The organism is Pseudomonas sp. lyk4-R2A-8, assembly GCF_030209095.1.
GTDB classification, from domain to species: domain Bacteria; phylum Pseudomonadota; class Gammaproteobacteria; order Pseudomonadales; family Pseudomonadaceae; genus Aquipseudomonas; species Aquipseudomonas quebecensis.
Window position 1 is genome coordinate 1 of the sequence record NZ_JARVSS010000005.1, and the last position, 22,497, is coordinate 22,497.

General features: G+C 60.6%; 23 protein-coding genes. 10 read left to right on the forward strand and 13 right to left on the reverse strand.

The features are described from left to right. Positions 1 to 89: 89 nt before the first annotated feature. Complete coding sequence (tyrS, locus tag QRN10_RS06115) at positions 90 to 1,289, reverse strand: tyrosine--tRNA ligase (protein ID WP_181081901.1); 1,200 nt, start codon at positions 1,287 to 1,289, stop codon at positions 90 to 92. A 210-nt stretch (positions 1,290 to 1,499) separates the two neighbouring features. Between tyrS and QRN10_RS06120 the strand changes: the two genes are divergently transcribed. Together QRN10_RS06120 and QRN10_RS06125 are read left to right on the forward strand one after the other, a co-directional pair. Then, entirely contained in the window at positions 1,500 to 2,918 is a 1,419-nt protein-coding gene (locus QRN10_RS06120) for a peptidoglycan DD-metalloendopeptidase family protein (protein ID WP_285428016.1), read from the forward strand. Between the two features lie 3 nt (positions 2,919 to 2,921). Next, the gene (locus QRN10_RS06125; RefSeq protein ID WP_285428017.1) at positions 2,922 to 4,013 is read left to right on the forward strand and encodes an anhydro-N-acetylmuramic acid kinase; all 1,092 of its coding nucleotides are present in this window, start codon (positions 2,922 to 2,924) and stop codon (positions 4,011 to 4,013) included. Positions 4,014 to 4,079: 66 nt separating this feature from the next. On the opposite strand, the gene erpA is transcribed toward QRN10_RS06125, so the two are convergent. Together erpA and argC are read right to left on the reverse strand one after the other, a co-directional pair. Then, entirely contained in the window at positions 4,080 to 4,430 is a 351-nt protein-coding gene (gene erpA / locus QRN10_RS06130) for an iron-sulfur cluster insertion protein ErpA (protein ID WP_007906865.1), read from the reverse strand. A gap of 124 nt (positions 4,431 to 4,554) precedes the next feature. Next, positions 4,555 to 5,589 (reverse strand): N-acetyl-gamma-glutamyl-phosphate reductase, encoded by a 1,035-nt coding sequence (gene argC, locus QRN10_RS06135; protein WP_266247025.1) that lies wholly within the window; start codon positions 5,587 to 5,589, stop codon positions 4,555 to 4,557. A gap of 134 nt (positions 5,590 to 5,723) precedes the next feature. Between argC and hemJ the strand changes: the two genes are divergently transcribed. From hemJ to coq7, 6 genes are all read left to right on the forward strand, one after another. Beyond that, positions 5,724 to 6,152 (forward strand): protoporphyrinogen oxidase HemJ, encoded by a 429-nt coding sequence (gene hemJ / locus QRN10_RS06140; protein ID WP_253509594.1) that lies wholly within the window; start codon positions 5,724 to 5,726, stop codon positions 6,150 to 6,152. 24 nt (positions 6,153 to 6,176) lie between these two features. After that, a complete protein-coding gene (locus QRN10_RS06145; RefSeq protein ID WP_181081906.1) occupies positions 6,177 to 7,139 on the forward strand; it encodes an NAD(P)H-dependent flavin oxidoreductase in 963 nt (320 codons plus the stop codon). Between the two features lie 71 nt (positions 7,140 to 7,210). Continuing rightward, positions 7,211 to 8,173, forward strand: a complete 963-nt coding sequence (locus tag QRN10_RS06150) for a DUF805 domain-containing protein (protein ID WP_253509596.1) — start codon at positions 7,211 to 7,213, stop codon at positions 8,171 to 8,173. Between the two features lie 62 nt (positions 8,174 to 8,235). Beyond that, positions 8,236 to 9,024, forward strand: coding sequence for an SDR family NAD(P)-dependent oxidoreductase (locus QRN10_RS06155; RefSeq protein WP_253509597.1), 789 nt, complete (start codon positions 8,236 to 8,238; stop codon positions 9,022 to 9,024). Positions 9,025 to 9,070: 46 nt separating this feature from the next. Then, entirely contained in the window at positions 9,071 to 9,409 is a 339-nt protein-coding gene (locus tag QRN10_RS06160; protein ID WP_181081909.1) for a histidine triad nucleotide-binding protein, read from the forward strand. A 118-nt stretch (positions 9,410 to 9,527) separates the two neighbouring features. Then, a complete protein-coding gene (gene coq7 / locus QRN10_RS06165; protein ID WP_266247033.1) occupies positions 9,528 to 10,175 on the forward strand; it encodes a 2-polyprenyl-3-methyl-6-methoxy-1,4-benzoquinone monooxygenase in 648 nt (215 codons plus the stop codon). A gap of 60 nt (positions 10,176 to 10,235) precedes the next feature. On the opposite strand, the gene QRN10_RS06170 is transcribed toward coq7, so the two are convergent. Next, positions 10,236 to 10,658, reverse strand: a complete 423-nt coding sequence (locus tag QRN10_RS06170) for an OsmC family protein (RefSeq protein WP_009045862.1) — start codon at positions 10,656 to 10,658, stop codon at positions 10,236 to 10,238. A 247-nt stretch (positions 10,659 to 10,905) separates the two neighbouring features. Here QRN10_RS06170 and crp point away from each other — a divergent pair, with 247 nt between their 5' ends. Further along, the gene (gene crp / locus QRN10_RS06175) at positions 10,906 to 11,550 is read left to right on the forward strand and encodes a cAMP-activated global transcriptional regulator CRP (protein ID WP_285428018.1); all 645 of its coding nucleotides are present in this window, start codon (positions 10,906 to 10,908) and stop codon (positions 11,548 to 11,550) included. Here the strand turns inward: crp and QRN10_RS06180 are convergent. The 4 genes from QRN10_RS06180 to QRN10_RS06195 form a co-directional block, all read right to left on the reverse strand. Beyond that, positions 11,547 to 12,239 (reverse strand): lipoate--protein ligase family protein, encoded by a 693-nt coding sequence (locus QRN10_RS06180; RefSeq protein ID WP_266247042.1) that lies wholly within the window; start codon positions 12,237 to 12,239, stop codon positions 11,547 to 11,549. The genes crp and QRN10_RS06180 overlap by 4 nt on opposite strands. Positions 12,240 to 12,381: 142 nt before the next feature. After that, complete coding sequence (gene trpC, locus QRN10_RS06185) at positions 12,382 to 13,218, reverse strand: indole-3-glycerol phosphate synthase TrpC (RefSeq protein ID WP_266247045.1); 837 nt, start codon at positions 13,216 to 13,218, stop codon at positions 12,382 to 12,384. Further along, positions 13,215 to 14,264: an anthranilate phosphoribosyltransferase gene (gene trpD / locus QRN10_RS06190; protein WP_285428019.1), complete on the reverse strand. Its 1,050-nt coding sequence runs from the start codon at positions 14,262 to 14,264 to the stop codon at positions 13,215 to 13,217. The genes trpC and trpD overlap by 4 nt, the downstream gene beginning before the upstream one ends. Positions 14,265 to 14,273: 9 nt before the next feature. Beyond that, positions 14,274 to 14,867, reverse strand: coding sequence for an aminodeoxychorismate/anthranilate synthase component II (locus QRN10_RS06195; RefSeq protein ID WP_181080251.1), 594 nt, complete (start codon positions 14,865 to 14,867; stop codon positions 14,274 to 14,276). A gap of 418 nt (positions 14,868 to 15,285) precedes the next feature. On the opposite strand from QRN10_RS06195, the gene estP reads away from it, so the two are divergent. Further along, positions 15,286 to 17,208 (forward strand): esterase EstP, encoded by a 1,923-nt coding sequence (gene estP, locus QRN10_RS06200; protein WP_285428020.1) that lies wholly within the window; start codon positions 15,286 to 15,288, stop codon positions 17,206 to 17,208. Positions 17,209 to 17,259: 51 nt separating this feature from the next. Here the strand turns inward: estP and trpE are convergent, their stop codons facing one another. From trpE to QRN10_RS06225, 5 genes are all read right to left on the reverse strand, one after another. Beyond that, positions 17,260 to 18,741, reverse strand: coding sequence for an anthranilate synthase component I (gene trpE / locus QRN10_RS06205; RefSeq protein ID WP_181080249.1), 1,482 nt, complete (start codon positions 18,739 to 18,741; stop codon positions 17,260 to 17,262). A gap of 69 nt (positions 18,742 to 18,810) precedes the next feature. Continuing rightward, the gene (locus QRN10_RS06210) at positions 18,811 to 19,629 is read right to left on the reverse strand and encodes a phosphoglycolate phosphatase (RefSeq protein ID WP_181080248.1); all 819 of its coding nucleotides are present in this window, start codon (positions 19,627 to 19,629) and stop codon (positions 18,811 to 18,813) included. Continuing rightward, complete coding sequence (gene rpe, locus QRN10_RS06215; RefSeq protein WP_181080247.1) at positions 19,626 to 20,300, reverse strand: ribulose-phosphate 3-epimerase; 675 nt, start codon at positions 20,298 to 20,300, stop codon at positions 19,626 to 19,628. The genes QRN10_RS06210 and rpe overlap by 4 nt, the downstream gene beginning before the upstream one ends. Positions 20,301 to 20,384: 84 nt before the next feature. Then, positions 20,385 to 21,533: an iron-containing alcohol dehydrogenase gene (locus QRN10_RS06220; protein WP_285428021.1), complete on the reverse strand. Its 1,149-nt coding sequence runs from the start codon at positions 21,531 to 21,533 to the stop codon at positions 20,385 to 20,387. A gap of 139 nt (positions 21,534 to 21,672) precedes the next feature. Beyond that, the gene (locus tag QRN10_RS06225) at positions 21,673 to 22,497 is read right to left on the reverse strand and encodes an ABC transporter permease (protein ID WP_024077705.1); all 825 of its coding nucleotides are present in this window, start codon (positions 22,495 to 22,497) and stop codon (positions 21,673 to 21,675) included.

Below are 22,497 nucleotides of genomic sequence, written 5' to 3' on the forward strand. Positions count from 1 at the left end.
GTTTACCAAGGAGTTTTCCGTTTCGACTGCGCCGGAAGTGGGGCGAATTATAGACAGATATAATTCGCCGTCAACCGTTAATTTCAGGTTTATTCCGATTTGAGCGTAATACGCGCAAATGCCTTCTTCCCAGCCTGACAAACATGAGTCGCGCCCAGCTGGTATATAAAGGCGCGATCAACCACCTCACCATCAATACGCACGCCGCCAGAACCCAAAAGATCGCGAGCGACTGCCGAGTTCTTCACCAGGCCCGCCTTATTGAGGACGGCGGCAATGGGCATCGCCTCCGTCGCAGCCAATTCGATCTCCGGCAGATCATCCGGCAACTCGCCATCTTTCATACGATTGCCTGCCGCACGGTGAGCGCTGGCCGCAGCCTCCTCGCCATGGAAACGCGCTACGATCTCTTCAGCCAACTTGATCTTCACGTCCCGCGGATTGGCCCCCGCTTCAACCTCAGCACGCAGCGCATTGATCTCATCCATCGAGCGGAAGCTCAATAGCTCGAAATAACGCCACATCAATGCATCAGGTATGGACACAAGCTTGCCGTACATCACACCCGGCGCCTCCTGAATACCTACATAGTTACCCAAGGATTTGGACATCTTCTTGACGCCGTCCAACCCCTCCAGCAAAGGCATGGTCAGAATGCATTGAGCTTCCTGCCCATAGGCGCGTTGCAACTCACGCCCCATCAGGAGATTGAATTTCTGATCCGTCCCGCCCAGCTCAACGTCCGCGCGCAACGCTACCGAGTCATACCCCTGAACCAGCGGGTAGAGAAACTCATGGATGGCAATCGGCTGGTTAGTCGAATAGCGCTTATCGAAATCATCACGCTCGAGCATGCGCGCCACGGTGTACTGAGAAGTCAGGCGGATAAAGTCTGCCGGCCCCATCTGATCCATCCAGGTGGAATTGAATGCCACCTCGGTCTTGGCCGGATCGAGAATCTTGAATACCTGCGTTTTGTAGGTCTCGGCATTATCGAGAACCTGTTCACGGGTCAAGGGTGGTCGCGTCGCGCTCTTTCCGCTTGGATCACCGATCATCCCGGTGAAGTCACCTATCAGGAAGATCACCTGATGCCCCAGTTCCTGGAACTGACGCAGCTTATTAATAAGCACGGTGTGTCCCAGGTGCAGATCCGGTGCGGTCGGATCAAAGCCGGCCTTGATACGCAGGGGCTGGCCACGCTTGAGCTTTTCGATCAGCTCAGCCTCGACCAACAGTTCTTCCGCACCACGTTTTATCAGCGCTAGCTGCTCTTCAACCGACTTCATAACAGACCCGCAAGGCTCAGATTCAAAAGGGAACCAACCATACAAGATCAGGGACTAATTACAAGTTTTGCCCTGCAAACGGACAACCTTCAGCAAGCCCGGCATTCGCGAGCTTGCGCCACAGATGATTTGGTTATATTTTATACAGTTATTTCATCTTCATCATGTCATTCATCTTTTCCATTTCATCTTTTCAAAGTCAAATTACCTATGACCACTGAACCGTCTAAAGCGCCGCCGCTTTACCCGAAGACCCACCTGCTTGCCGCAAGTGGTATCGCCGCCCTTCTCAGCCTGGCACTCCTGGTATTCCCTTCCAGTGATGTAGAAGCCAAACGAACGTCTCTGAGCCTTGACCTGGAGAGCCCCGTTGAACAACTGACACAAGATCAAGACGCTTCCGACGCTCAACAAGCCACAAACGCACCCGTGGACTCACCGTTCGCGCAGATAGAAAGCACTCCCGAGGACACCCAGCAAGCCACCCAAAACCCACCCGTACCGGCACCGACACCGGCGAAGGGCCCACAACACCGCGAAGTGATCGTTGCCAAGGGCGATACCCTCTCCACCCTGTTCGAAAAAGTAGGCCTGCCGGCGGCGTCCGTTACGCAAGTGTTGGCCAGCGATAAGCAAGCCAAGCAATTCACCCAGCTCAAGCACGGGCAGAAACTGGAATTCGAGCTGACGCCGGATGGCCAGCTGAACAATCTGCACAGCAATGTCAGCGATCTGGAAAGCATCACGTTGACCAAGGGCCCCAAGGGCTTTGCCTTCAATCGCATCACCACCAAGCCGGTAATGCGCTCCGCCTACGTTCACGGCGTGATTAACAGCTCACTGTCTCAATCGGCTGCCCGCGCGGGCCTGTCCCACAACATGACCATGGACATGGCCAGTGTCTTTGGCTACGACATCGACTTCGCCCAAGACATCCGTCAGGGCGATGAATTCGACGTCATCTACGAACAGAAAGTCGCCAACGGCAAAGTGGTCGGCACCGGCAACATTCTCTCCGCGCGCTTTACCAATCGCGGCAAAACTTACACCGCCGTGCGCTACACCAACAAACAAGGCAACACCAGCTACTACACCGCTGACGGCAACAGCATGCGCAAGGCGTTCATCCGTACGCCAGTGGATTTCGCTCGCATCAGCTCGCGTTTTTCCATGGGCCGCAAGCACCCTATTCTGAACAAGATTCGCGCCCACAAAGGCGTCGACTATGCCGCGCCACGCGGTACGCCGATCAAGGCTGCCGGTGACGGCAAGGTACTGCTGGCCGGCCGTCGCGGCGGGTATGGCAACACTGTCATCATCCAGCACGGCAACACGTACCGTACGCTGTATGGCCACATGCAAGGGTTCGCCAAGGGCGTGCAAACGGGCGGCAACGTGAAGCAAGGCCAGGTGATTGGCTATATCGGCACTACGGGCCTGTCTACCGGCCCGCATCTGCACTATGAGTTCCAGGTCAACGGCGTTCACGTTGACCCGCTGGGCCAGAAGCTGCCGATGGCTGACCCCATCGCCAAAGCCGAGCGTGCGCGCTTCATGCAACAGAGCCAGCCGCTGATGGCGCGCATGGATCAGGAGCGCACCACCTTGCTGGCTTCGGCGAAGCGTTAAGCGATGCCGCGCTATATAGGTGTAATGTCCGGGACCAGCCTTGATGGCCTGGACATTGCCCTCATCGAGCAGGACGCGGCGATCAGCTTGATCGCCACCCATTACGTCCCCATGCCCGACAGCCTGCGCGCCGAATTGCTGGGCCTGTGCGCCAGCGGCCCGGATGAAATCGCCCGGTCGGCCATTGCCCAGCAACACTGGGTTGCACTCGCCGCTCAAGGCATCCATACGTTACTGGGCCAGCAGAATCTCAAACCGCAGCACATTCGTGCGATTGGCAGCCACGGTCAGACCATTCGTCACGAACCTTCCCGAGGTTTTACCGTACAGATCGGCAACCCCGCGCTGCTCACCGAATTGACTGGCATTACCGTCGTCAGCGACTTCCGCAGCCGCGACGTCGCCGCCGGCGGCCAGGGCGCACCATTGGTACCTGCATTTCATGAGGCCCTGTTTGGTGAGCGCAGCGGCAACCGCGCGGTACTGAACGTAGGCGGTTTCAGCAACCTCAGTTTGATCGAGACAGGCAAGCCGGTTGCAGGCTTCGACTGTGGCCCGGGCAACGTGCTGCTGGATGCCTGGATCCACCTCCAGCAAGGCCACCACTTCGACCGCGATGGCCAGTGGGCCGGCGGCGGTAACGTTGAGCCACAGCTACTCAACGCATTGCTCAGCGATCCGTTCTTCACCACCAAAGGTCCGAAGAGCACCGGCCGTGAAGTGTTCAATCTCGGATGGCTGCAACAGCACCTCGCCCGCCTGCCAGCCTTCGCGCCTCAGAACGTGCAGGCCACCTTGCTGGAACTGACCGCGCAGACCATCGTCGAGTCCCTGCAAATCGCACAAAGCCACACTGAAACCCTACTGGTTTGCGGCGGCGGTGCGCATAACAGCGCGCTGATGAGGCGTCTGGCGGCGTTACTGCCCTCCACTCAAGTCAGCACCACCGCGACTTATGGCGTGGACCCTGACTGGGTGGAAGCCATGGCATTCGCCTGGCTGGCCCATTGCTGTCTTGAAGGCATCGCTACTAATCGCCCGAGCGTGACCGATGCGCGCGGGCTGCGAATACTCGGCGCGATCTACCCCGCGTGACCTTCCAGACAGCAAAACGCCGCTTGGCCTATCAAAGCCAAGCGGCGTTTTTGTATCCGCTGCCAATCAGATCGAGAACGAAGACCCGCAACCACAAGTGGTGGTGGCATTGGGATTCTTGATCACGAAGCGCGATCCTTCCAGACCTTCCTGATAATCCACCTCGGCACCTGCCAGGTACTGGAAGCTCATCGGATCCACGACCAGGCTAACGCCCTCGCGCTCAACGATGGTGTCGTCATCGGCAACTTCTTCATCGAAGGTAAAACCGTACTGAAACCCTGAACAACCGCCGCCCGTAACAAATACGCGCAGCTTCAAGCGATCATTACCCTCTTCATCGACCAGGCTCTTCACCTTGTGCGCAGCACCGTGGGTGAATTGCAAAGCCGTGGGGGTGAAGGATTCAACGCTCATGCTGATAATCTCCCGGCGTCGCGCCGCCATATGCGTAATGGCGGGCATTATCCGCTTCTCCTAGAAAAGCGGTCAACTATTATGGGAGCAGCGGCAATTTCAAGCTTAACGCTTGGCGCTGCTCTCAGGGCAACATGCCTGCGTGGGACAACCCCAGCTTCTCATCCAGGCCAAACAGGATGTTCATGTTCTGCACTGCCTGGCCGGACGCGCCTTTGACCAGGTTATCGATTACCGACAGCACCACTACCAAGTCACCGTCCTGCGGGCGATGCACCGCGATCCGACAGACATTGGCGCCGCGTACGCTGCGGGTTTCCGGATGGCTGCCGGCAGGCATCACATCGACGAACGGCTCGCCGGCATAGCGCTGCTCAAACAAGGCCTGCAGATCCACCGAGCGATCAGTCACGGTCGCGTAAAGCGTGGAGTGAATACCACGGATCATCGGGGTCAAGTGCGGAACAAAGGTCAGCCCCACCTCTTTACCGGCGGCGCGACGCAAGCCCTGACGAATTTCCGGCAAGTGACGATGCCCTTTTACCGCATAGGCTTTCATGCTTTCCGACGTTTCGGAGTACAACGAACCAACCGCGGCGCCACGACCTGCGCCGCTCACGCCTGATTTGCAGTCCGCGATCAGACGCGACGCATCCGCCAGCCCAGCCTCGAGCAGCGGCAGGAAGCCCAGTTGTGTCGCAGTCGGATAGCAGCCCGGCACGGCGATCAGGCGCGCCTGCTTGATCTGCTCACGATTGACTTCCGGCAAACCGTATACCGCCTCTTCCAACAGCTGCGGTGCGCCGTGAGGCTGGCCGTACCATTTGGCCCATTCGTCGGCGTCCTGCAGGCGGAAGTCCGCCGACAGGTCGATAACCTTGGTGCCGGCAGCCAGCAACTCACCGGCCAGTGCATGGGCAACGCCATGGGGCGTGGCGAAGAACACCACATCGCATGCGCCCAGGGTCTTGGTGTCCGGCACGCTGAACGCCAGGCCGTCGTAGTGGCCGCGCAGGTTCGGGTACATATCGGCCACAGCCAGGCCGGCCTCGGATCGGGAGGTGATGATCACCACCTCAGCCTGCGGATGCTGAGCCAACAGACGCAGCAATTCGACACCGGTGTAACCCGTGCCGCCGACAATACCGACCTTGACCATAAACCTGCCCTCAACGAACCACTGGAAAGCCGTCGATAATAGGGGCCACATCGTTCTGCGACAACCGCCAACGTGACGTATGGGCGTATCTGCCACTACTATCCTCGCTACCGTGAACCTGGGAATAACTGAAAATGCTCTATCTATGGGTCAAAGCCTTCCACATCGTCAGCATCGTCTGCTGGTTTGCCGGGCTGTTCTACCTGCCACGCCTGTTCGTCTACCACGCACAAAGTGAAGACACCGTCAGCAAGGAACGCTTCAGCGTCATGGAGCGCAAGCTCTACCGCGGAATCATGGGCCCGGCAATGCTTGCCAGCCTGGTGTTCGGCATCTGGCTGATTGCACTGAACCCCGGCATCTTCAGCACGGGCGGCTGGATTCACGCCAAGCTGACCCTGGTCGTGCTGCTGATCGGTTACCACCATATGTGCGGCGCCCAGGTAAAACGCTTTGCCCGTGGCGAAAACACCCGCAGCCATGTCTTTTATCGCTGGTTCAATGAAGTGCCAGTTCTGATATTGCTGGCTGTCGTAATTTTGGTGGTGGTCAAGCCGTTCTAACGTCAATCAATCGGGGTACATCCAATGTCGCTGCCCGCTCTGCTCGAACAACGTCTGCGCCTGCCCGTGGTGGCCGCGCCGATGTTTCTGATTTCCAACCCGCAACTGGTCCTGGCGTGTTGCCGCAACGGAATCGTCGGCAGCTTTCCGGCGCTCAACCAGCGTGAAAGCAGCGGCTTCAAAGCTTGGTTGGAGGAGATCGAGGCGGGCCTGGCGCAGTTGGACAACCCGGCCCCGTACGCCGTCAACCTGATCGTGCATGGCAGTAACCCACGCCTTGAGGCTGACCTGGCCATCTGCGTCGAGCACAAAGTGCCGATCGTCATCACCAGCCTCGGCGCGGTCAAAGAGTTGGTGGACGCCGTGCACAGCTACGGCGGCCTGGTGTTTCATGATGTCACCACTCGGCGCCACGCCGAAAAAGCCGCCGAAGCCGGGGTGGATGGCCTGATCGCCGTGGCCGCCGGGGCGGGGGGCCATGCGGGGACCTGGAGCCCTTTCGCGCTGATCGCAGAAATTCGCCAGTTCTTCGATAAAACCGTACTGTTGGCCGGTTGCCTCAACCACGGGCACCAGATTCTGGCTGCGCAAGTCATGGGGGCGGACCTGGCCTACCTGGGCACTCGATTTATCGGCACCACCGAAAGCCACGCTCCAGATGCTTATAAAGAGATGCTGCTCACAGCGCGCGCCGCCGACATCGTGCACACTCCCGCTGTCTCGGGTGTGCCGGCGAGCTTCATGCGCCAGAGCCTGGAAAACGCCGGCTTCGACCTCAATGCCCTGCAAGGCAAAGGCGAAGTCAACTCCGGTTCCAAGCTCAAACCGCTGAACGACGAGGCCAAGGCCTGGAAGACTGTCTGGTCGGCCGGCCAGGGCGTCGGTGAAATTGGCGATTTGCCCGGCGTCGATGAACTCGTTGCGCGCCTGAATGCCGAATACCGCGAGGCGCAAACACAGGCGACACAGTTACACTGGCCACGCTGACTAATCCTGCAAGGCCTGCCGATTGCGCAGGCCTGCACTCCCCCCAATGTTTGACAGACAAGGATGCCCGCATGAGCGACAACCGTTTCAAGATTGTGTTTGATGGAGCCTTGCTCCCGGGTGTCGAAAGCACCACGGCCAAGCTGAACCTGGCCGAGCTGTTCAAGAGCGACGTCGAGGCGATCGAAAAGCTCTTTACCGGCCGCACGGTCGCACTTAAACGTGACCTGTCACGCCCGGACGCCGAGACCTACCTCACCGCACTGAAGAACGCCGGCGTCGATGCACGTATCGAAGCCGAGCAACCGGTGGCTTTCAGCCTTGCCGAAACCCACGAGACCGCTGCCGGCACCACGGACTTCTCCACCCCGGCCGCATCGCCGTATGCGCCGCCACGGGCTGCCGTCGGTGAAAACCTGCCGGAATACGCCACCCTCAAAGTGTTCACCATCAATGGGCGTATCGGTCGCCTGCGGTACCTGGCATGGACGCTGGTACTGACCGTTGCAATGATCGTGGCAGCCGGCATCCTGAGCACCGTGGGCTTCGCCATCGCCACCGCCTCGCCGACCCTTGCCATCATCGTCGGTTCGCTGCTGGGCCTTGCGCTGTTCGTGGCGCTCGTTGTCGTAAGCGTGCAAATCGGTGTGCAGCGTCTGCACGACCTGGGCTGGTCCGGTTGGTTGTACCTGCTCAACCTGGTCCCGCTGGTCAACAGCATTTTCCCCTTGCTGCTGCTGGTAATGCCGGGCAATGCGGGCGCCAACCAGTACGGCGCGCCGCCGCCGCGCAACTCCACCGCAGTCAAGGTGCTGGCGTCACTGTGGCTGGCGTTCATTCCGTTGATACTGATCATCGTGGTGACCCTGGGGATGAACGGCTACCTCGATCAACTCGAGAGCAACGTCGACAGCAGCTACGAAAGCAGTTCCATGACGTACGACGAAGACGCCGACCAGAGCGGGACCGTCCAGGAAGACGACACGCAAAGTGCTGACGAAGCGGCCGACCCTGTAGACTCTCCGGATCAGTAAAGAAACGCTTCGGGCCGGTGGTGCCGCCATCACCGGCCCGGGACGTTGCGATGGAGAAACGCATGACCCGTTACGCTCTGATCACCGGTGCCTCCAGCGGCATCGGCCTGGCTTTGGCCGAAGCACTGGCCCGACGCGGCCGCAGCTTGATTCTGGTGGCCCGCCAGCGTGATCAGTTGGAAAGCATCGCCCTCGAATTGACCCAACGCTTTGGCGTAGAAGTGCTGTTTCGCGCGTGTGACCTGGGCGAGCCTCTGCGCTTGTCCGGGTTTCTGCTGGAGCTGGAAGAAGGCGAGCGGCAGATCGACCTGCTGGTGAACTGCGCCGGCATCGGCACCAGCGGGCCATTCCTGGCCCAGGACTGGATGACCGAGCAGGACCTGATCGAAGTCAACATCCTTGCCCTGACCCGGATGTGCCATGCCCTGGGGAATGCCATGGCGCTGCACGGCGGCGGGCAGATCCTCAACGTTGCCTCGATCGCGGCCTTCCAGCCTGGCCCATGGATGAGCAGTTACTACGCAAGCAAGGCATACGTGCTGCACTTTTCCGAAGGCCTGCGCGAAGAGCTCAAGACCTGCGGCATCAAGGTCTCGGTATTGTGTCCGGGGCCGACGCGCACCGCATTCTTCGGCACCGCGCAAATGGACACCGCCAAGCTCGAGCGCAGCGACCATCTGATGAGTCCGGAAGAAGTCGCGCTCTACACCGTGCGAGCACTGGAAAAGAACAAAGCCATCATCATCCCGGGGCGGCGCAACCGCTGGTTGGCATTCAGCCCACGTTTCAGCCCACGCTGGCTGACACGCAAGATCGCCGGCGCCATCAACAAAGCCTATTGCCCACGCTGATCGCCTGAGTACACTCACCCTGACCTTTCATCATGGAGAAACCGCTGTGGATACTCTGTTCACCAAGATCATCAACAGAGAAATACCCGCGAAGATCATTTACGAAGATGATCAAGTTTTAGCCTTCCACGACATCGCCCCACAAGCACCGGTGCATTTTCTGGTGATTCCCAAGAAACCGATCCGTACCTTGAACGACCTGACCGAGGACGATAAAGGCCTGGCCGGCCATATCCTGTTTACAGCCCAGCGCCTGGCCCTGGAGCTGGGTTGCGAAGAAGGTTTCCGCGTGGTCATGAACTGCAATGAGATGGGCGGACAAACCGTTTATCACATCCACATGCACGTTCTGGGTCAGCGCCAGATGAACTGGCCGCCGGGCTGATAAGTCCGCAGGGTCGAAGCCAACGCTGGAGGCTGCGACCCTATGCCCTTGACTCAGGGCAAACGCTCTCTCCTCTCTTGCGGTAAACTGGCCGCCGAGATTCTTCCCGGAGGTCAGCATGACAACCCAACGTCACTACTCGCCGATTGACCGTCTGCTGCTGCAAGCCGATACGGCCATGCGTACGCTGTTGCCCTTCAGCGGGCAGCCTTACCGCCCATCGCCCGCCCTGCTGCAGCCCGATGTGCAGATGAACGAGACCGACACCCGTCACGTCGCAGGCCTGATGCGCATCAACCATACCGGCGAAGTGTGTGCCCAGGCGCTGTACCAGGGACAGGCCCTGACCGCCAAGCTGCCGCACGTGCGCGCGGCCATGGAGCATGCGGCGGAGGAAGAAATCGACCATCTGGCGTGGTGCGAGCAGCGCATCCGCCAATTGGGCAGCCACCCAAGCGTGCTGAACCCGCTGTTCTACGGTTTGTCGTTTGGTATCGGCGCCGTGGCCGGGCTGGTCAGCGATAAGGTCAGCCTCGGTTTCGTCGCCGCGACGGAACATCAGGTGTGCAAGCACTTGGACGAACACCTGGAGCAATTGCCCAGTGAAGACGACAAGTCCCGTGCGATTCTTGAACAGATGCGCATCGACGAAGAACACCACGCCGAAAGCGCGCTGGACGCCGGCGGCTTTCGTTTCCCGGCACCGGTACGCTTGGGCATGAGCCTGCTGGCCAAGGTCATGACCAAAAGTACGTACCGCATCTGATCCGACCTGCCGGTACAAAAAAGGGCGCTCAAAGCGCCCTTTTCTTTTGCCGAGTGTTGATCAGCCCAACTCGACAATCTCGTAGTCATGGGTAATGGCCACACCGGCCGCGCCCAGCATGATCGATGCCGAGCAGTATTTCTCAGCCGACAACTCGATGGCGCGCTTGACCTGGGCTTCTTTAAGACCGCGCCCCTTCACCACGAAATGCATATGGATCTTGGTGAATACCTTCGGATCTTCAGTGGCGCGCTCGGCGTCCAGGAAGGCTTCGCAGCTTTCCACGGCTTGGCGGGATTTCTTCAGGATACTGACGACGTCGAAATTGCTGCAACCGCCTACACCCAGCAGGAGCATTTCCATCGGGCGTACACCCAGGTTACGACCACCGGCTTCCGGCGGGCCATCCATGACCACCACATGGCCACTGCCCGACTCACCGAGGAACATGGCTTCGCCCGCCCATTGGATGCGTGCCTTCATCGCCCAGACTCCACTGCTTAAAAAGGGTCGCCAGCTTAGCACAGGGCCCGATCACGGCAGTGCATCCCATCAAAGTGATAGATAACGGGGCGTTGCCCAGTAAATTCCCTGATCGAGTCAGAATGCCTCTGTTAAGCTGGCGCCAAATCGATGGCTCATTGCCACACTTTATCCAGCCCGTATCTGTGCCGATACCGCTGCATACAACAACGCCAACCCCCTTGCGACGCCTTTTCGGGATACAACCATGGTTGCCCTTACTCCCATACCCAAGATCAAGAACCTCGACAAGCTGCTGATGCATTGCCAGCGCCGACGCTACCCGGCCAAGCACAACATCATCTGCGCCGGCGAGCGCTCCGAAACGCTGTTCTTTATCGTCAAGGGTTCCGTCACCATTCTGATCGAGGATGAGGACGGTAGGGAGATGATCATCGCCTACCTCAACACCGGAGACTTTTTCGGCGAGTTGGGCCTGTTCGAACAAGCAGGTAAGGAGCAGGAGCGCAGCGCCTGGGTGCGCGCGAAGGTAGAGTGCGACGTGGCCGAGATCAGCTACGCTAAATTCCGCGAACTGGCCCAGCACGATTCCGACATTCTTTACGCCCTCAGCGGTCAGATTGCTCAGCGCCTGCGCGATACCACGCGCAAGGTCGGCGACCTGGCGTTCTTCGATGTCACCGGCCGGGTGGCCCGCTGCCTGCTGGAGCTGTGCAAGCAGCCGGACGCCATGACCCACCCCGACGGCATGCAGATCAAGGTCACGCGCCAGGAAATCGGGCGCATTGTCGGCTGTTCGCGGGAGATGGTCGGGCGCGTGCTCAAAGACCTGGAGGAGCGCAACCTGGTGCACGTCAAAGGCAAGACGATGGTGGTGTTCGGTACTCGTTAGGCCAGGATGCCGGCCAGCATCTGGCGGTACAAGATATCCAATCGGCTGATGGCGTCCGGTGCCGGGAACGCTTCGTGCAGGGCGATATGGCTGTCGGCGCGCACTCGCTGCTCCAGACCACAGGCCTGGTTGAAGCGGTTGACCGCCGCAATCAGTGCTTCACGATCGTTCTCCAGTAACAACGCTCCATGCACCAACCCCACCGCGCGACCGCCGCTCTGACGCCAGCGTTGGGCGGTGCCGACCATTTTGCGGCCATTGAGGTTGACGTTGTAACGGCCGTCGCAGAATGCCCCATCGATCTCGCCGACCGAGGCATCGCCGCCCAACTCGATCAACAGATCGCAAATCGGCTGGCATAAACGCAGGTAACCGGTCTCGATGCGGTTCTGGTCGCCTTCGCTGCGTGGCGGCGCGTAGACCAGTGCGATGTTGACCGTAGCCGCCGATTGCGGCACAGGCTCGCCGCCGGTTTCGCGCAAGAGCACCGGCCAACCGGCATCCGCAGACACGCGACTGGCGACATCGAAAGCAGGCAATCTGCTCAAACGGCGTGGCATCACCAATGCCTGGTCACTGGGCTGCCAGAACAACAACCCAAACCCCTGCTCACCCGCGCAAACGGCGGCCAGTAAGGCTTGCTCGGCGGCAAGGCCTGCTTCAACACGCATCGACACTGGCTGGATCAATGAGCACCTACCTATCTGAATAAACACAAACCCGAATGTGAGAGGGGCTTGCCCCCGATAGCGGTATGTCAGTCAAGGATGCTCCAACTGAATCGCCGCCATCGGGAGCAAGCCCCCTGCCACACTTGGATCGCATTTCAAATCAATCGAGCGTGGAACCACTGACCGGCACGCCGCGCTCCGGGAAGAACAAGCGCTGCAATTCAGCCCCTGGATTTTCCGCGCGCATAAACGCCTCGCCGACCAGGAACGAATACACGTCGCTGATTTCCATCAGTTCCACGTCGGCACGGTTGAGGATGCCACTCTCCGTGACCACCAAACGGTCGCGCGGGATACGCGGCAGCAGGTCGAGAGTGGTCTCCAGGCTGACCTCGAAAGTGTGCAGGTTTCGGTTGTTGACGCCTATGAGCGGTGTGTCGAGGGTTTTCAGGGCGCGTTCCAGCTCATCGCCATCGTGCACCTCCACCAATACATCCAGGCCGACGCGTTTGGCCACGGCGGCCAGTTCGGCCATCTTCACGTCATCCAGTGCGGAAACGATCAGCAGTACACAGTCGGCACCCAAGGCACGGGCTTCGACGATCTGGTACGGGTCGACCATGAAATCCTTGCGGATCACCGGCAACTTGCATGCGGCGCGAGCCTGCTGCAGGAACAGATCGGCGCCCTGGAAATAGTCAATATCGGTGAGCACCGACAGACACGTCGCCCCGCCCTTTTCATAGCTCACGGCGATCTCGGCCGGCACAAAATGCTCACGGATCACGCCTTTGCTCGGCGAAGCTTTTTTGATCTCCGCGATCACCGCCGGCTGCTTCTTTTTAGCCTGCTCCAGCAGGGCCTTGGCGAACCCTCGCGGCGCGTCAGCCAGCTTGGCTTGGTCTTCCAGTTCAGCCAGGCTGACGCGGGCACGGCGCTCGGCGACTTCTTCGGCCTTGCGGGCCAGGATCTTTTCCAGAACGGTCGGCACACTCATCCTTCATTCTCCATCTTGAATACGGCAGTGAATGCTCCCAGCTCCTCGAGTTTCTCGCGGGCCAGACCGGTGTGCAGTGCATCGTGAGCCAACTCGACACCTTCTTTAAGACTATAGGCATGGTCCGCTGCGTAAAGTGCCGCGCCAGCATTCAGAACAATCATCTCCGCAGCCTTTTGACCGTTTTCGGTCTTACGGCGCCCCAAGGCATCACGAATCAATTCAAGGGAGGCGGCCGGGCTTTCCACCGCCAGGCCATGCAGGCTCTGGCTCTTCATCCCCAGGTCCTCAGGCTCTACCCAATATTCGGTGACCTGATCGTTCTTGAGCTCTGCGACAAAAGTCGGCGCGGCCAGGCTGAACTCGTCCAGACCGTCCTTGGAGTGCACCACCAGCACGTGCTTGCTGCCCAGACGCTGCAACACTTCGGCCAATGGTCGGCACAGTGCCTGGCTGAACACACCCACCACCTGGTGCTTCACGCCGGCCGGATTCGTAAGCGGGCCGAGCATGTTGAACAGCGTGCGCAGGCCCAGGTCTTTACGCGGGCCGGCCGCGTGTTTCATCGCACCGTGGTGAGACTGGGCAAACATAAAGCCGATGCCGACGTTATCGATGCAGCGCGCCACTTGCACCGACGTCAGGTTCAGGTAGATACCGGCCGCTTCCAGCAGGTCGGCACTGCCGCTCTTGCCGGACACCGCACGGTTACCATGCTTGGCCACGGTGCAACCCGCCGCCGCGACGACAAAAGAAGAAGCCGTCGATACGTTGAAGATGTTCGCCCCATCGCCGCCGGTACCCACCACATCGACCACGCCGTCGAGGGTCTTGAGTTCGACCTTGTCCGCCAGCTCGCGCATCACCGACACAGCGCCGACAATCTCGTCGATACTCTCGCTCTTCATGCGCATCGCCATCATGAACGCGCCGATCTGCGCGTCGGTGCATTGACCGGTCATGATCTCGCGCATCACATCGCTCATTTCGGCGGTGCTCAGGTCCAGATGGCCGACGATACGGCTCAGGGCAGTCTTGATATCCATGGAAAGTCCTTAGCGCGTGCCGCCGCTCTGCTTGAGAAAGTTGGCGAACAGCTCGTAGCCCTGCTCGGTCAGGATCGACTCGGGGTGAAATTGCACCCCCTCGATATTCAATGTCTTGTGGCGCAGGCCCATGATTTCATCGACGCTGCCGTCTTCCAGCTGGGTCCAGGCGGTCAGTTCAAGGCACTCAGGCAAGGTTTCGCGCTTGACCACCAGCGAGTGGTAGCGAGTGACCGTTACGGGCAGATTCAAGCCCTGGAAAACGCCCACGTTGTTATGGAACACCGGGCTGGTCTTGCCGTGCATCACCTGGCGCGCGCGCACCACATCGCCGCCGAAGGCCTGGCCAATGGACTGATGGCCCAGGCACACGCCGAGGATCGGCAGCTTGCCGGCAAAATACTTGATCACGTCGAGGGAAACACCCGCCTCGGTCGGTGTGCACGGCCCCGGCGACACCACAATGCGCTCGGGGTTAAGTGCCGCGATGTCGGCCACGGTGAGCTCGTCGTTGCGCACCACTTTGACCTCGGCACCCAGCTCGCCCAGGTACTGCACAACGTTGTAGGTAAAGGAGTCGTAGTTATCAATCATCAGCAACATGGGAGCAAACACCTCTGGAATTCACTGATTTCTAGCCACGGCCTTCAAGGGGATACCCGCTGCCAGGCGCACGTTCCGGTTGCCGGCGTCGCAGGCAAGGGGCGTCAAACAGAGGGTGAAGAAGGCCAAACGGTACAGGTCCGGCGGAGCCGGTGGAGAAAAAGTCAGGCGCGCCAACGCCAACGGGCGTGTGCCTTGACGACTCGCATTAAGAGTTTGCTGATGATCAACACGGGGAGGGTCTCGTCCATACGTTCAGGCACAGTAACGTAGCCTCGGCAGCGGTGCAATATGGAGCAGCAAATACTGGGTGCGCGACGCAGAGCATGCAGGAAAAAACGGTTTTCATTGAAGGCAACCCTTACTACATTGCTCATGTTTCGTCGCCTTCACAAAAACAACTAAATGGATTTTCGCTATGTTCAGACCCACGGTATTCGCCCCTCTCGCCGGCTGCCTGCTGTCACTGGCCTGTGCCCAGGCGCTTGCAGCGCCAGCGCCGTACTCAACCATGGTGGTGTTCGGCGATAGCCTGGCCGATGCCGGCACATTCCCCGACGGCTCCACCGGCGCCACATTGCGCTTTACCAACCGCACCGGTCCGACGTTCCAAGGCGATTTCGGCCTGGTTTCATCGACCCTGCTCGGTTCACGGCTGGGCGTGCCCACCCACGATCTGAATGCCTCCACCTCCCCCGTTCGGGCCGCCCAGGGCCTGCCGGACGGGAACAACTGGGCCGTGGGCGGCTACCGTACCGACAACATCCTGGACTCCATCACCTCGGTCTCCAACGCCACGATCCCGCCCAACAACCCGGGTGGCGGCACCGTGCTGCGCAGTCGACAGGGCTACCTGCCGGCAAACGGCGGGCGCGCAGACCCGAACGCACTGTATTTTCTGTCCGGTGGAGGTAATGACTTCCTGCAAGGGCGCGTCCTCAGCCCAAGCCAGGCCGCAGCCGCGGGCGGGCGTCTGGCCGACAGCGCGGACGCCCTGCAACAGGCCGGTGCGCGCTACATCATGGTGTGGATGCTGCCCGACCTGGGTTTGACTCCGGCCCTCAACGGCACGCCGCTGCAGGCCTCGAGTTCGGCGCTGAGTCGCGTGTTCAACCAGGCGCTGGTGCAGCGATTGTCACGTGTCGATGCCCAAGTAATCCCGCTGAACATCCCACTGCTGCTTCAGGAAACTTTCGCCGACCCTGGCCGCTTTGGTCTGGGCATCGGGCAAAACCTCACAGGAACGTGCTTCAGCGGCAGCGGCTGTACCGCCAATCCCACCTATGGCCTCGGCGGCAGTGCCCCGGACCCGACCAAGCTCATTTACAACGATTCCGTCCACCCCACCATCGCCGGGCAACGACTGATCGCCGACTACGCCTATTCGCTGCTGGCCGCACCCTGGGAGCTGACCTTGCTGCCGGAAATGGCCCAAGGGACATTGCGCGCGCATCAGGACGAACTGCGTAACCAATGGCAAGGCGACAACGGCGCGTGGCAAGCCATCGGCCAGTGGCGCGCGATCGTAGCCGCGGGCGGCCAGCGCCTGGACTTCGACGAGCAAAACCACTCGGCCAGCGGCGACGGCAGCGGCTACAACCTCAATATCGGTGGCAGCTATCGGCTCGATGAAGCCTGGCGCGTCGGCGTCGCGACGGGTTTGTACCGCCAGACTCTGGAAGCAGGCGCCAGCGATTCGGACTACAAGCTCAACAGCTACATGGGCAGCGCATTCGCTCAGTATCAATACAACCACTGGTGGGCCGACACCGCGCTGACCGCCGGCAAGCTGGATTTCGACAGCCTCAAGCGCAAGTTCGCCCTGGGCGTCAGCGAAGGCGCCGAGAAAGGCGACACCGATGGCTGGCTGTGGGCCTTGAGTGGCCGCCTGGGCTATGACATCGCCGCACCGGGCAGCGAATGGCACCTGTCGCCGTTCGTCAGCGCCGACTATGCGCGAGTTCACGTCGATGGCTACGCAGAGAAGGGCAACCGCTCAACTGCCTTGACGTTCGCCGATCAACAGCGCGACTCCAAACGTCTCGGCGTCGGCCTGCAGGGCAGCTACCGCGTGACGCCACTCACCCAGGTTTTCGGCGAAGTGGCCCGCGAACATGAGTTCGAAAACGACACCCAGAAGGTAAAGATTTCGCTCAACAGCGTGCAGGGGATCGATTTCAAACTGGATGGCTACACGCCGCGCAGCAATTCGGACCGCTTGAGCCTGGGGGTCAGCCATAGACTGACCCAGGAGCTGGCGCTGAAGGCCGCGTATAACGTGAGAAAGGATGACAACCTGACCCAGCAAGGGGTCAGCGTCGGTGTCAGCCTGGACTTCTGACGCGTGCGAACCAATGTGGGACGGTGCCCCGTTCCCACATTGTGGCCGCCATCAATCCTGCGGGGTCTGTTCGGCCAACGCCACGGCGCGGAACATCGCGCGGCGCTTGTTCAAGGTTTCCTCCCATTCGAGGGCCGGCACCGAGTCGGCGACAATGCCGCCACCGGCCTGAACGTGCAGCTCCCCGTCCTTAATCACCGCAGTGCGGATCGCAATCGCGGTATCCATGTTGCCGTTCCAGGCGAAATACCCTACCGCACCGCCATACACACCACGCTTGACCGGCTCCAGTTCGTCGATGATTTCCATCGCCCGAATCTTCGGCGCACCCGACAACGTACCCGCCGGCAGAATCGCCCGCAGTGCGTCCATTGCGGTGAGCCCGGCTTTCAACTCGCCGGTGACGTTGGACACGATGTGCATCACGTTGGAATAGCGCTCGATCACCATCTTCTCGGTGAGCTTGACCGAGCCGATTTCCGAGACACGCCCGGTGTCGTTGCGGCCCAGGTCGATCAGCATCAGGTGCTCGGCGATTTCCTTGTCGTCGCTCAGCAGGTCTTCCTCCAGCGCCAGGTCCGCTTCTTCGGTCGCGCCGCGCGGGCGGGTACCGGCGATCGGGCGCACGGTGATCAGGTTGTCTTCGACACGCACCAGCACTTCCGGCGAACTGCCCACCACGTGGAAGTCGCCGAAGTTGAAGAAGTACATGTACGGCGTCGGGTTGAAGCAGCGCAGCGCCCGGTACAGGTCAATGGGGGCAGCCTTGAAATCGATGGACATGCGTTGCGACGGCACCACTTGCATGCAGTCACCGGCGAGGATGTATTCCTTGATGGTGTCGACCGCGCGCTCGTAGTCATTCTGGGTAAAGCTGGAGCGGAACACCGGGTCGGCCGCCGGCGGACGGCTCAGGTCCAGGCCGCGGCGCGGGGTGATCGGTTGGCGCAGCTTTTCCAGCAGCGCTTCAAGGCTGGCCAGGCCTTGCTCGAACGCGTCAGGCTGGGACGGGTCGGCGAGGACAATGGCGTGCATCTTGCCGGCCAGGTTGTCGAACACCACCACTGCGTCGGAGACCATCAGCAGGATGTCCGGTACGCCCAGGGGATCCGGGTTCGGGCACTTGCCCAGGCGTTGCTCCACATAGCGCACGCAGTCGTAGCCGAAATAGCCCACCAGGCCACCGTTAAAACGTGGCAGGCCGGCAATGGTCGGCACGTTATAGCGCGCCTTGAACGCCTCGACGAAGGCCAGCGGGTCTTCTACATCATGGCTTTCGATCTCGACACCATCATGGGTGATGCTGACGTGGTGGTCATACACCCGCAGCACGGTGCGGCACGGCAGGCCGATGATCGAGTAACGGCCCCACTTCTCGCCGCCCTGTACCGATTCCAACAGATAGGAATTAGGCTGGTCGGCCAGCTTCAGGTAGATCGACAGCGGCGTATCGAAGTCGGCCAGGGTTTCGCAGGCCAGGGGAATGCGGTTATAGCCGGCAGCGGCCAAACGCAGGAATTCTTCACGGTTCATGAGGTGCCTCGTGGTGTGAGGGTCTGACGGTCAGGTAGGCAACGTGCCGCAGGGCGCGGCCAGGATCGGTCAGGCGCGCCAACGCCAGCGGGCCAGGGCCTTCATGACTTTCATCCAGAGCTTGCGAGTGACCACCACGATGGCATTTCCAGAAGGGGACGGATCAAGGTCGGGCAACGTTATCTCAGCGCCCGCTCCCAGGCAACCGGGGATTAGCCGTCGCAGGTCATCGATCACCAGCGCCGGCGATTCTTCAGCAATCGGCCGACCATGGTTGTAGCCGTAACTGAGCGCCACACACTGCACGCCCGCCGCCTTGGCCGCCAGCACGTCACTGCGCGAATCGCCGACGAACAACGACTGGGAGGCCGGGATATTGGCCATTTTCATCACAAAAAACAGCGCCGCCGGGTCTGGCTTCTTCTGCGGCAAGGTATCGCCGCCGATGATCCAGCGGAAATAACGACCGATTTTCATCTGGTCCAGCAACGGCGCGACAAAGCGCTCCGGTTTGTTGGTGATCAGGGCCATTTCCACGCCCTGCTTGCTCAACCATTTGAGGGTGTCCCGCACGCCCGGGTAGACCACGGTCAGCTCGTGGCCGCCTTCATACGCTTCGTTGAACAATTCCAGCGCCCGCTCGGCCTCGACGTCATCGACACCTTCGGCATCGATGTGATTGGCCAGGGCGCGGCGCACCAGCATCTGCGCGCCGTTGCCGACCCATTCGCGCACAGCCTCAATGCCCACCGGCTTGCGCCCCAGCTTGAGCAGCATCTGGTCCACCGCCGCCGCCAGGTCGGGCACCGAATCGATCAACGTACCGTCCAGATCGAACATCACCAGCCGTGGCAATTTGCCGGGGAACAACTGCTCAAAGCCGCTCATGGACGCGCCAGCGCCAGTTCGGCGCGCATCGTGGCGATGACGTCCTGATAGTCCGGGGCGTTGAAGATCGCCGAGCCGGCCACAAACGTGTCGGCGCCGGCGGCGGCGATTTCACGAATGTTGTTGACGTTAACTCCACCGTCGATTTCCAGGCGGATATCACGCCCCGACGCATCGATCAGCGCGCGGGCTTCGCGCAGCTTGTCGAGGGTGCCGGGGATGAACTTCTGCCCGCCGAAGCCTGGGTTGACGCTCATCAGCAACACCATGTCGACCTTGTCCATTACGTACTTGAGCACGTCCAGCGGCGTGGCCGGGTTGAACACCAGGCCGGCCTTGCAGCCGCCTTCGCGGATCAACTGCAGAGTGCGATCCACATGCAGCGAGGCTTCCGGGTGAAAGGTGATGTACGTGGCGCCGGCGTCGACGAAGTCGCCGATGATGCGATCCACCGGGCTGACCATCAGGTGCGCGTCGATCGGCGCGGTGATGCCGTACTTACGCAGCGCCGCGCAGACCATCGGGCCGATGGTGAGGTTGGGCACATAGTGGTTGTCCATGACATCGAAATGGACAAAGTCGGCACCGGCGGCCAATACCTTGTCCACTTCTTCGCCCAGGCGGGCGAAGTCGGCGGAGAGAATCGATGGGGCAATGACGAAGGGCTGCATGACACACCTTTTCTGAGCTAAATCACGATGGCGCGCATTGTATACCTCATGCTTTGCCGCGCGCACCGTGACCTGGCTCAATGGCTAGTAGGCGGCCCGGTAGATTTTCTCGATGTCGGCCGCGCTGAGCTTGCGCGGGTTGTTGCGCATCAGGCGCTCGATACCTGCCGCCTCGGCCGCCATGGCGGGGATGGCATCCTCGGTCACCCCGAAATTGCGCAGCCCGGAGGGAATCTCCACATCCGCGCACAGGCGCGCCATCGCGTCGACGGCCCGGTCGGCGGCCTCAGTGACGCTCAAGCCTGCCACTTCTACCCCCATCGCCTCGGCGATGTCGCGCATACGTTCGACACACGCCAACTTGTTCCAGTGCATCACATAGGGCAGCAGCAACGAATTGCTCACGCCGTGTCCGACGTTGTAGCGCCCACCCAGCGGATAGGCCAGCGCATGCACGGCACCCACGCCGGCGTTGCCGAAAGCCATCCCGGCCATAAGACTGGCGGTGGCCATATCATCGCGCGCCTGCAGGTTGGCCGGATTGGCGTAGGCCTTGGGCAGCGCGTTGACGATCAGTTTGATCGCGCCAATGGCCAGCGCATCGGTGATCGGCGAGGCGTTGAGCGACAAGTAGGATTCGATCGCGTGCACCAGCGCGTCCACACCACTGGCGGCGGTGACGCTGCGCGGGCACGTCAGGGTCATCTGCGGGCTGATCAGCGCGACATCCGGCAACAGGTAGTCGCTGACGATGCCTTTTTTCAGCTGGGCGACCTTGTCGGAGAGGATCGCCACATTGGTCACCTCCGAACCGGTGCCGGCGGTGGTGGGAATCGCAATCAGCGGCGGGCCTTTGCGCGGCACCTGGTCGACGCCGAACAAGTCTTGCAGCGCACCGTGATAACCGGCATAGGCGGCCACGCTTTTGGCAATGTCGATGGCGCTGCCGCCGCCCACGCCGATCAGGCCGTCGTGCCCACCGTCACGGTACGCCTGCATGCAATCCTCGACGATGGCAATCTCGGGGTCGGGCTTCACGCGGTCGAAAATCTCGTAACTGCGCTCGCCCAAATGTTCAAGCGCCAGCGCCACCGTGCCGGACTGGACCAGCGCAGCATCGGTGACGATCAGCGGGTTATCCACATCCAGGCGCGTCAGCTCGGCGGCCAATTGCTCGATGGCACCGGCGCCGGTCAGTAGTTTGTGGGCGATCTTGAATGAGGAAGTACTCATGTGCGCGGCCTCTTTTTAATGGATGGGCTGGCACAAGAGTAGCTGACTGAAACAGGTTGTCTTCCATTCAGCGGCTGAATGGTCAAGGAACCTAAGTGGGAGGGGCAGGCCCCTCCCGCAGTTTGATCTGTATTGACCTTTAAACCTGGGCGGTGCGCAGTTTCTCGCTACGCCCGCGCAACCACTCAAGGGTCAGCAACAGCAGCACCGAGAAGGCAATCAGCAACGTCGCCGCTGCCGCGATGGTGGGGCTGAGGTTTTCGCGAATGCCGCTGAACATCTGGCGAGGCAAGGTCGCTTGCTCGGGCCCGGCGAGAAACAGCGTCACCACCACCTCATCGAACGAGGTGGCAAAGGCAAACAGCGCCCCGGAGATCACCCCCGGCGCGATCAACGGTAATGTCACCCGGCGAAACGCCGTCAACGGCGAAGCCCCCAGGCTGGCCGCCGCACGCACCAGGTTATGGTTGAACCCCTGCAAAGTGGCGGACACGGTGATGATCACGAACGGCACACCCAGCACCGCATGCACCACGATCAGCGAGAAGAAACTGTTGCCCAGGCCCAACGGCGCGAAGAACAGGTAGCTGGCCACGCCGATGATCACCACCGGCACCACCATCGGCGAAATTACCAGGGCCATCACCAGCGCCTTGCCGGGAAAGTGTCCACGGGTCAGCCCGATGGCCGCCAGGGTGCCGAATACCATGGCCAGCACCGTGGCCGCCGGGGCGACGATGATGCTGTTTTTCAGCGCACGCATCCATTCCGCCGAAGCGAAGAAATCCTGGTACCAGTGCAGGGAGAAGCCTTGCAGCGGGTACACCAGAAAACTGCCGCTGTTGAACGACAACGGGATGATCACCAGCACGGGCAGTATCAGAAACAACAGGATCAGGCCGCAGAGAATCCGCAAGCTGTAAAACCACACCCGTTCCACCGGTGACATATAAGGGCTCAGCAT

Excerpts from the sequence above, each read along its gene's own strand:
- tyrS (WP_181081901.1), bottom strand. The coding sequence starts at position 1,289 with ATGAAGTCGGTTGAAGAGCAGCTAGCGCTGATAAAACGTGGTGCGGAA.
- QRN10_RS06120 (WP_285428016.1), top strand. The coding sequence starts at position 1,500 with ATGACCACTGAACCGTCTAAAGCGCCGCCGCTTTACCCGAAGACCCAC.
- QRN10_RS06125 (WP_285428017.1), top strand. The coding sequence starts at position 2,922 with ATGCCGCGCTATATAGGTGTAATGTCCGGGACCAGCCTTGATGGCCTG.
- erpA (WP_007906865.1), bottom strand. The coding sequence starts at position 4,430 with ATGAGCGTTGAATCCTTCACCCCCACGGCTTTGCAATTCACCCACGGT.
- argC (WP_266247025.1), bottom strand. The coding sequence starts at position 5,589 with ATGGTCAAGGTCGGTATTGTCGGCGGCACGGGTTACACCGGTGTCGAA.
- hemJ (WP_253509594.1), top strand. The coding sequence starts at position 5,724 with ATGCTCTATCTATGGGTCAAAGCCTTCCACATCGTCAGCATCGTCTGC.
- QRN10_RS06145 (WP_181081906.1), top strand. The coding sequence starts at position 6,177 with ATGTCGCTGCCCGCTCTGCTCGAACAACGTCTGCGCCTGCCCGTGGTG.
- QRN10_RS06150 (WP_253509596.1), top strand. The coding sequence starts at position 7,211 with ATGAGCGACAACCGTTTCAAGATTGTGTTTGATGGAGCCTTGCTCCCG.
- QRN10_RS06155 (WP_253509597.1), top strand. The coding sequence starts at position 8,236 with ATGACCCGTTACGCTCTGATCACCGGTGCCTCCAGCGGCATCGGCCTG.
- coq7 (WP_266247033.1), top strand. The coding sequence starts at position 9,528 with ATGACAACCCAACGTCACTACTCGCCGATTGACCGTCTGCTGCTGCAA.
- QRN10_RS06170 (WP_009045862.1), bottom strand. The coding sequence starts at position 10,658 with ATGAAGGCACGCATCCAATGGGCGGGCGAAGCCATGTTCCTCGGTGAG.
- crp (WP_285428018.1), top strand. The coding sequence starts at position 10,906 with ATGGTTGCCCTTACTCCCATACCCAAGATCAAGAACCTCGACAAGCTG.
- trpC (WP_266247045.1), bottom strand. The coding sequence starts at position 13,218 with ATGAGTGTGCCGACCGTTCTGGAAAAGATCCTGGCCCGCAAGGCCGAA.
- trpD (WP_285428019.1), bottom strand. The coding sequence starts at position 14,264 with ATGGATATCAAGACTGCCCTGAGCCGTATCGTCGGCCATCTGGACCTG.
- QRN10_RS06195 (WP_181080251.1), bottom strand. The coding sequence starts at position 14,867 with ATGTTGCTGATGATTGATAACTACGACTCCTTTACCTACAACGTTGTG.
- estP (WP_285428020.1), top strand. The coding sequence starts at position 15,286 with ATGTTCAGACCCACGGTATTCGCCCCTCTCGCCGGCTGCCTGCTGTCA.
- trpE (WP_181080249.1), bottom strand. The coding sequence starts at position 18,741 with ATGAACCGTGAAGAATTCCTGCGTTTGGCCGCTGCCGGCTATAACCGC.
- QRN10_RS06210 (WP_181080248.1), bottom strand. The coding sequence starts at position 19,629 with ATGAGCGGCTTTGAGCAGTTGTTCCCCGGCAAATTGCCACGGCTGGTG.
- rpe (WP_181080247.1), bottom strand. The coding sequence starts at position 20,300 with ATGCAGCCCTTCGTCATTGCCCCATCGATTCTCTCCGCCGACTTCGCC.
- QRN10_RS06220 (WP_285428021.1), bottom strand. The coding sequence starts at position 21,533 with ATGAGTACTTCCTCATTCAAGATCGCCCACAAACTACTGACCGGCGCC.
- QRN10_RS06225 (WP_024077705.1), bottom strand. The coding sequence starts at position 22,497 with ATGCTGAGCCCTTATATGTCACCGGTGGAACGGGTGTGGTTTTACAGC.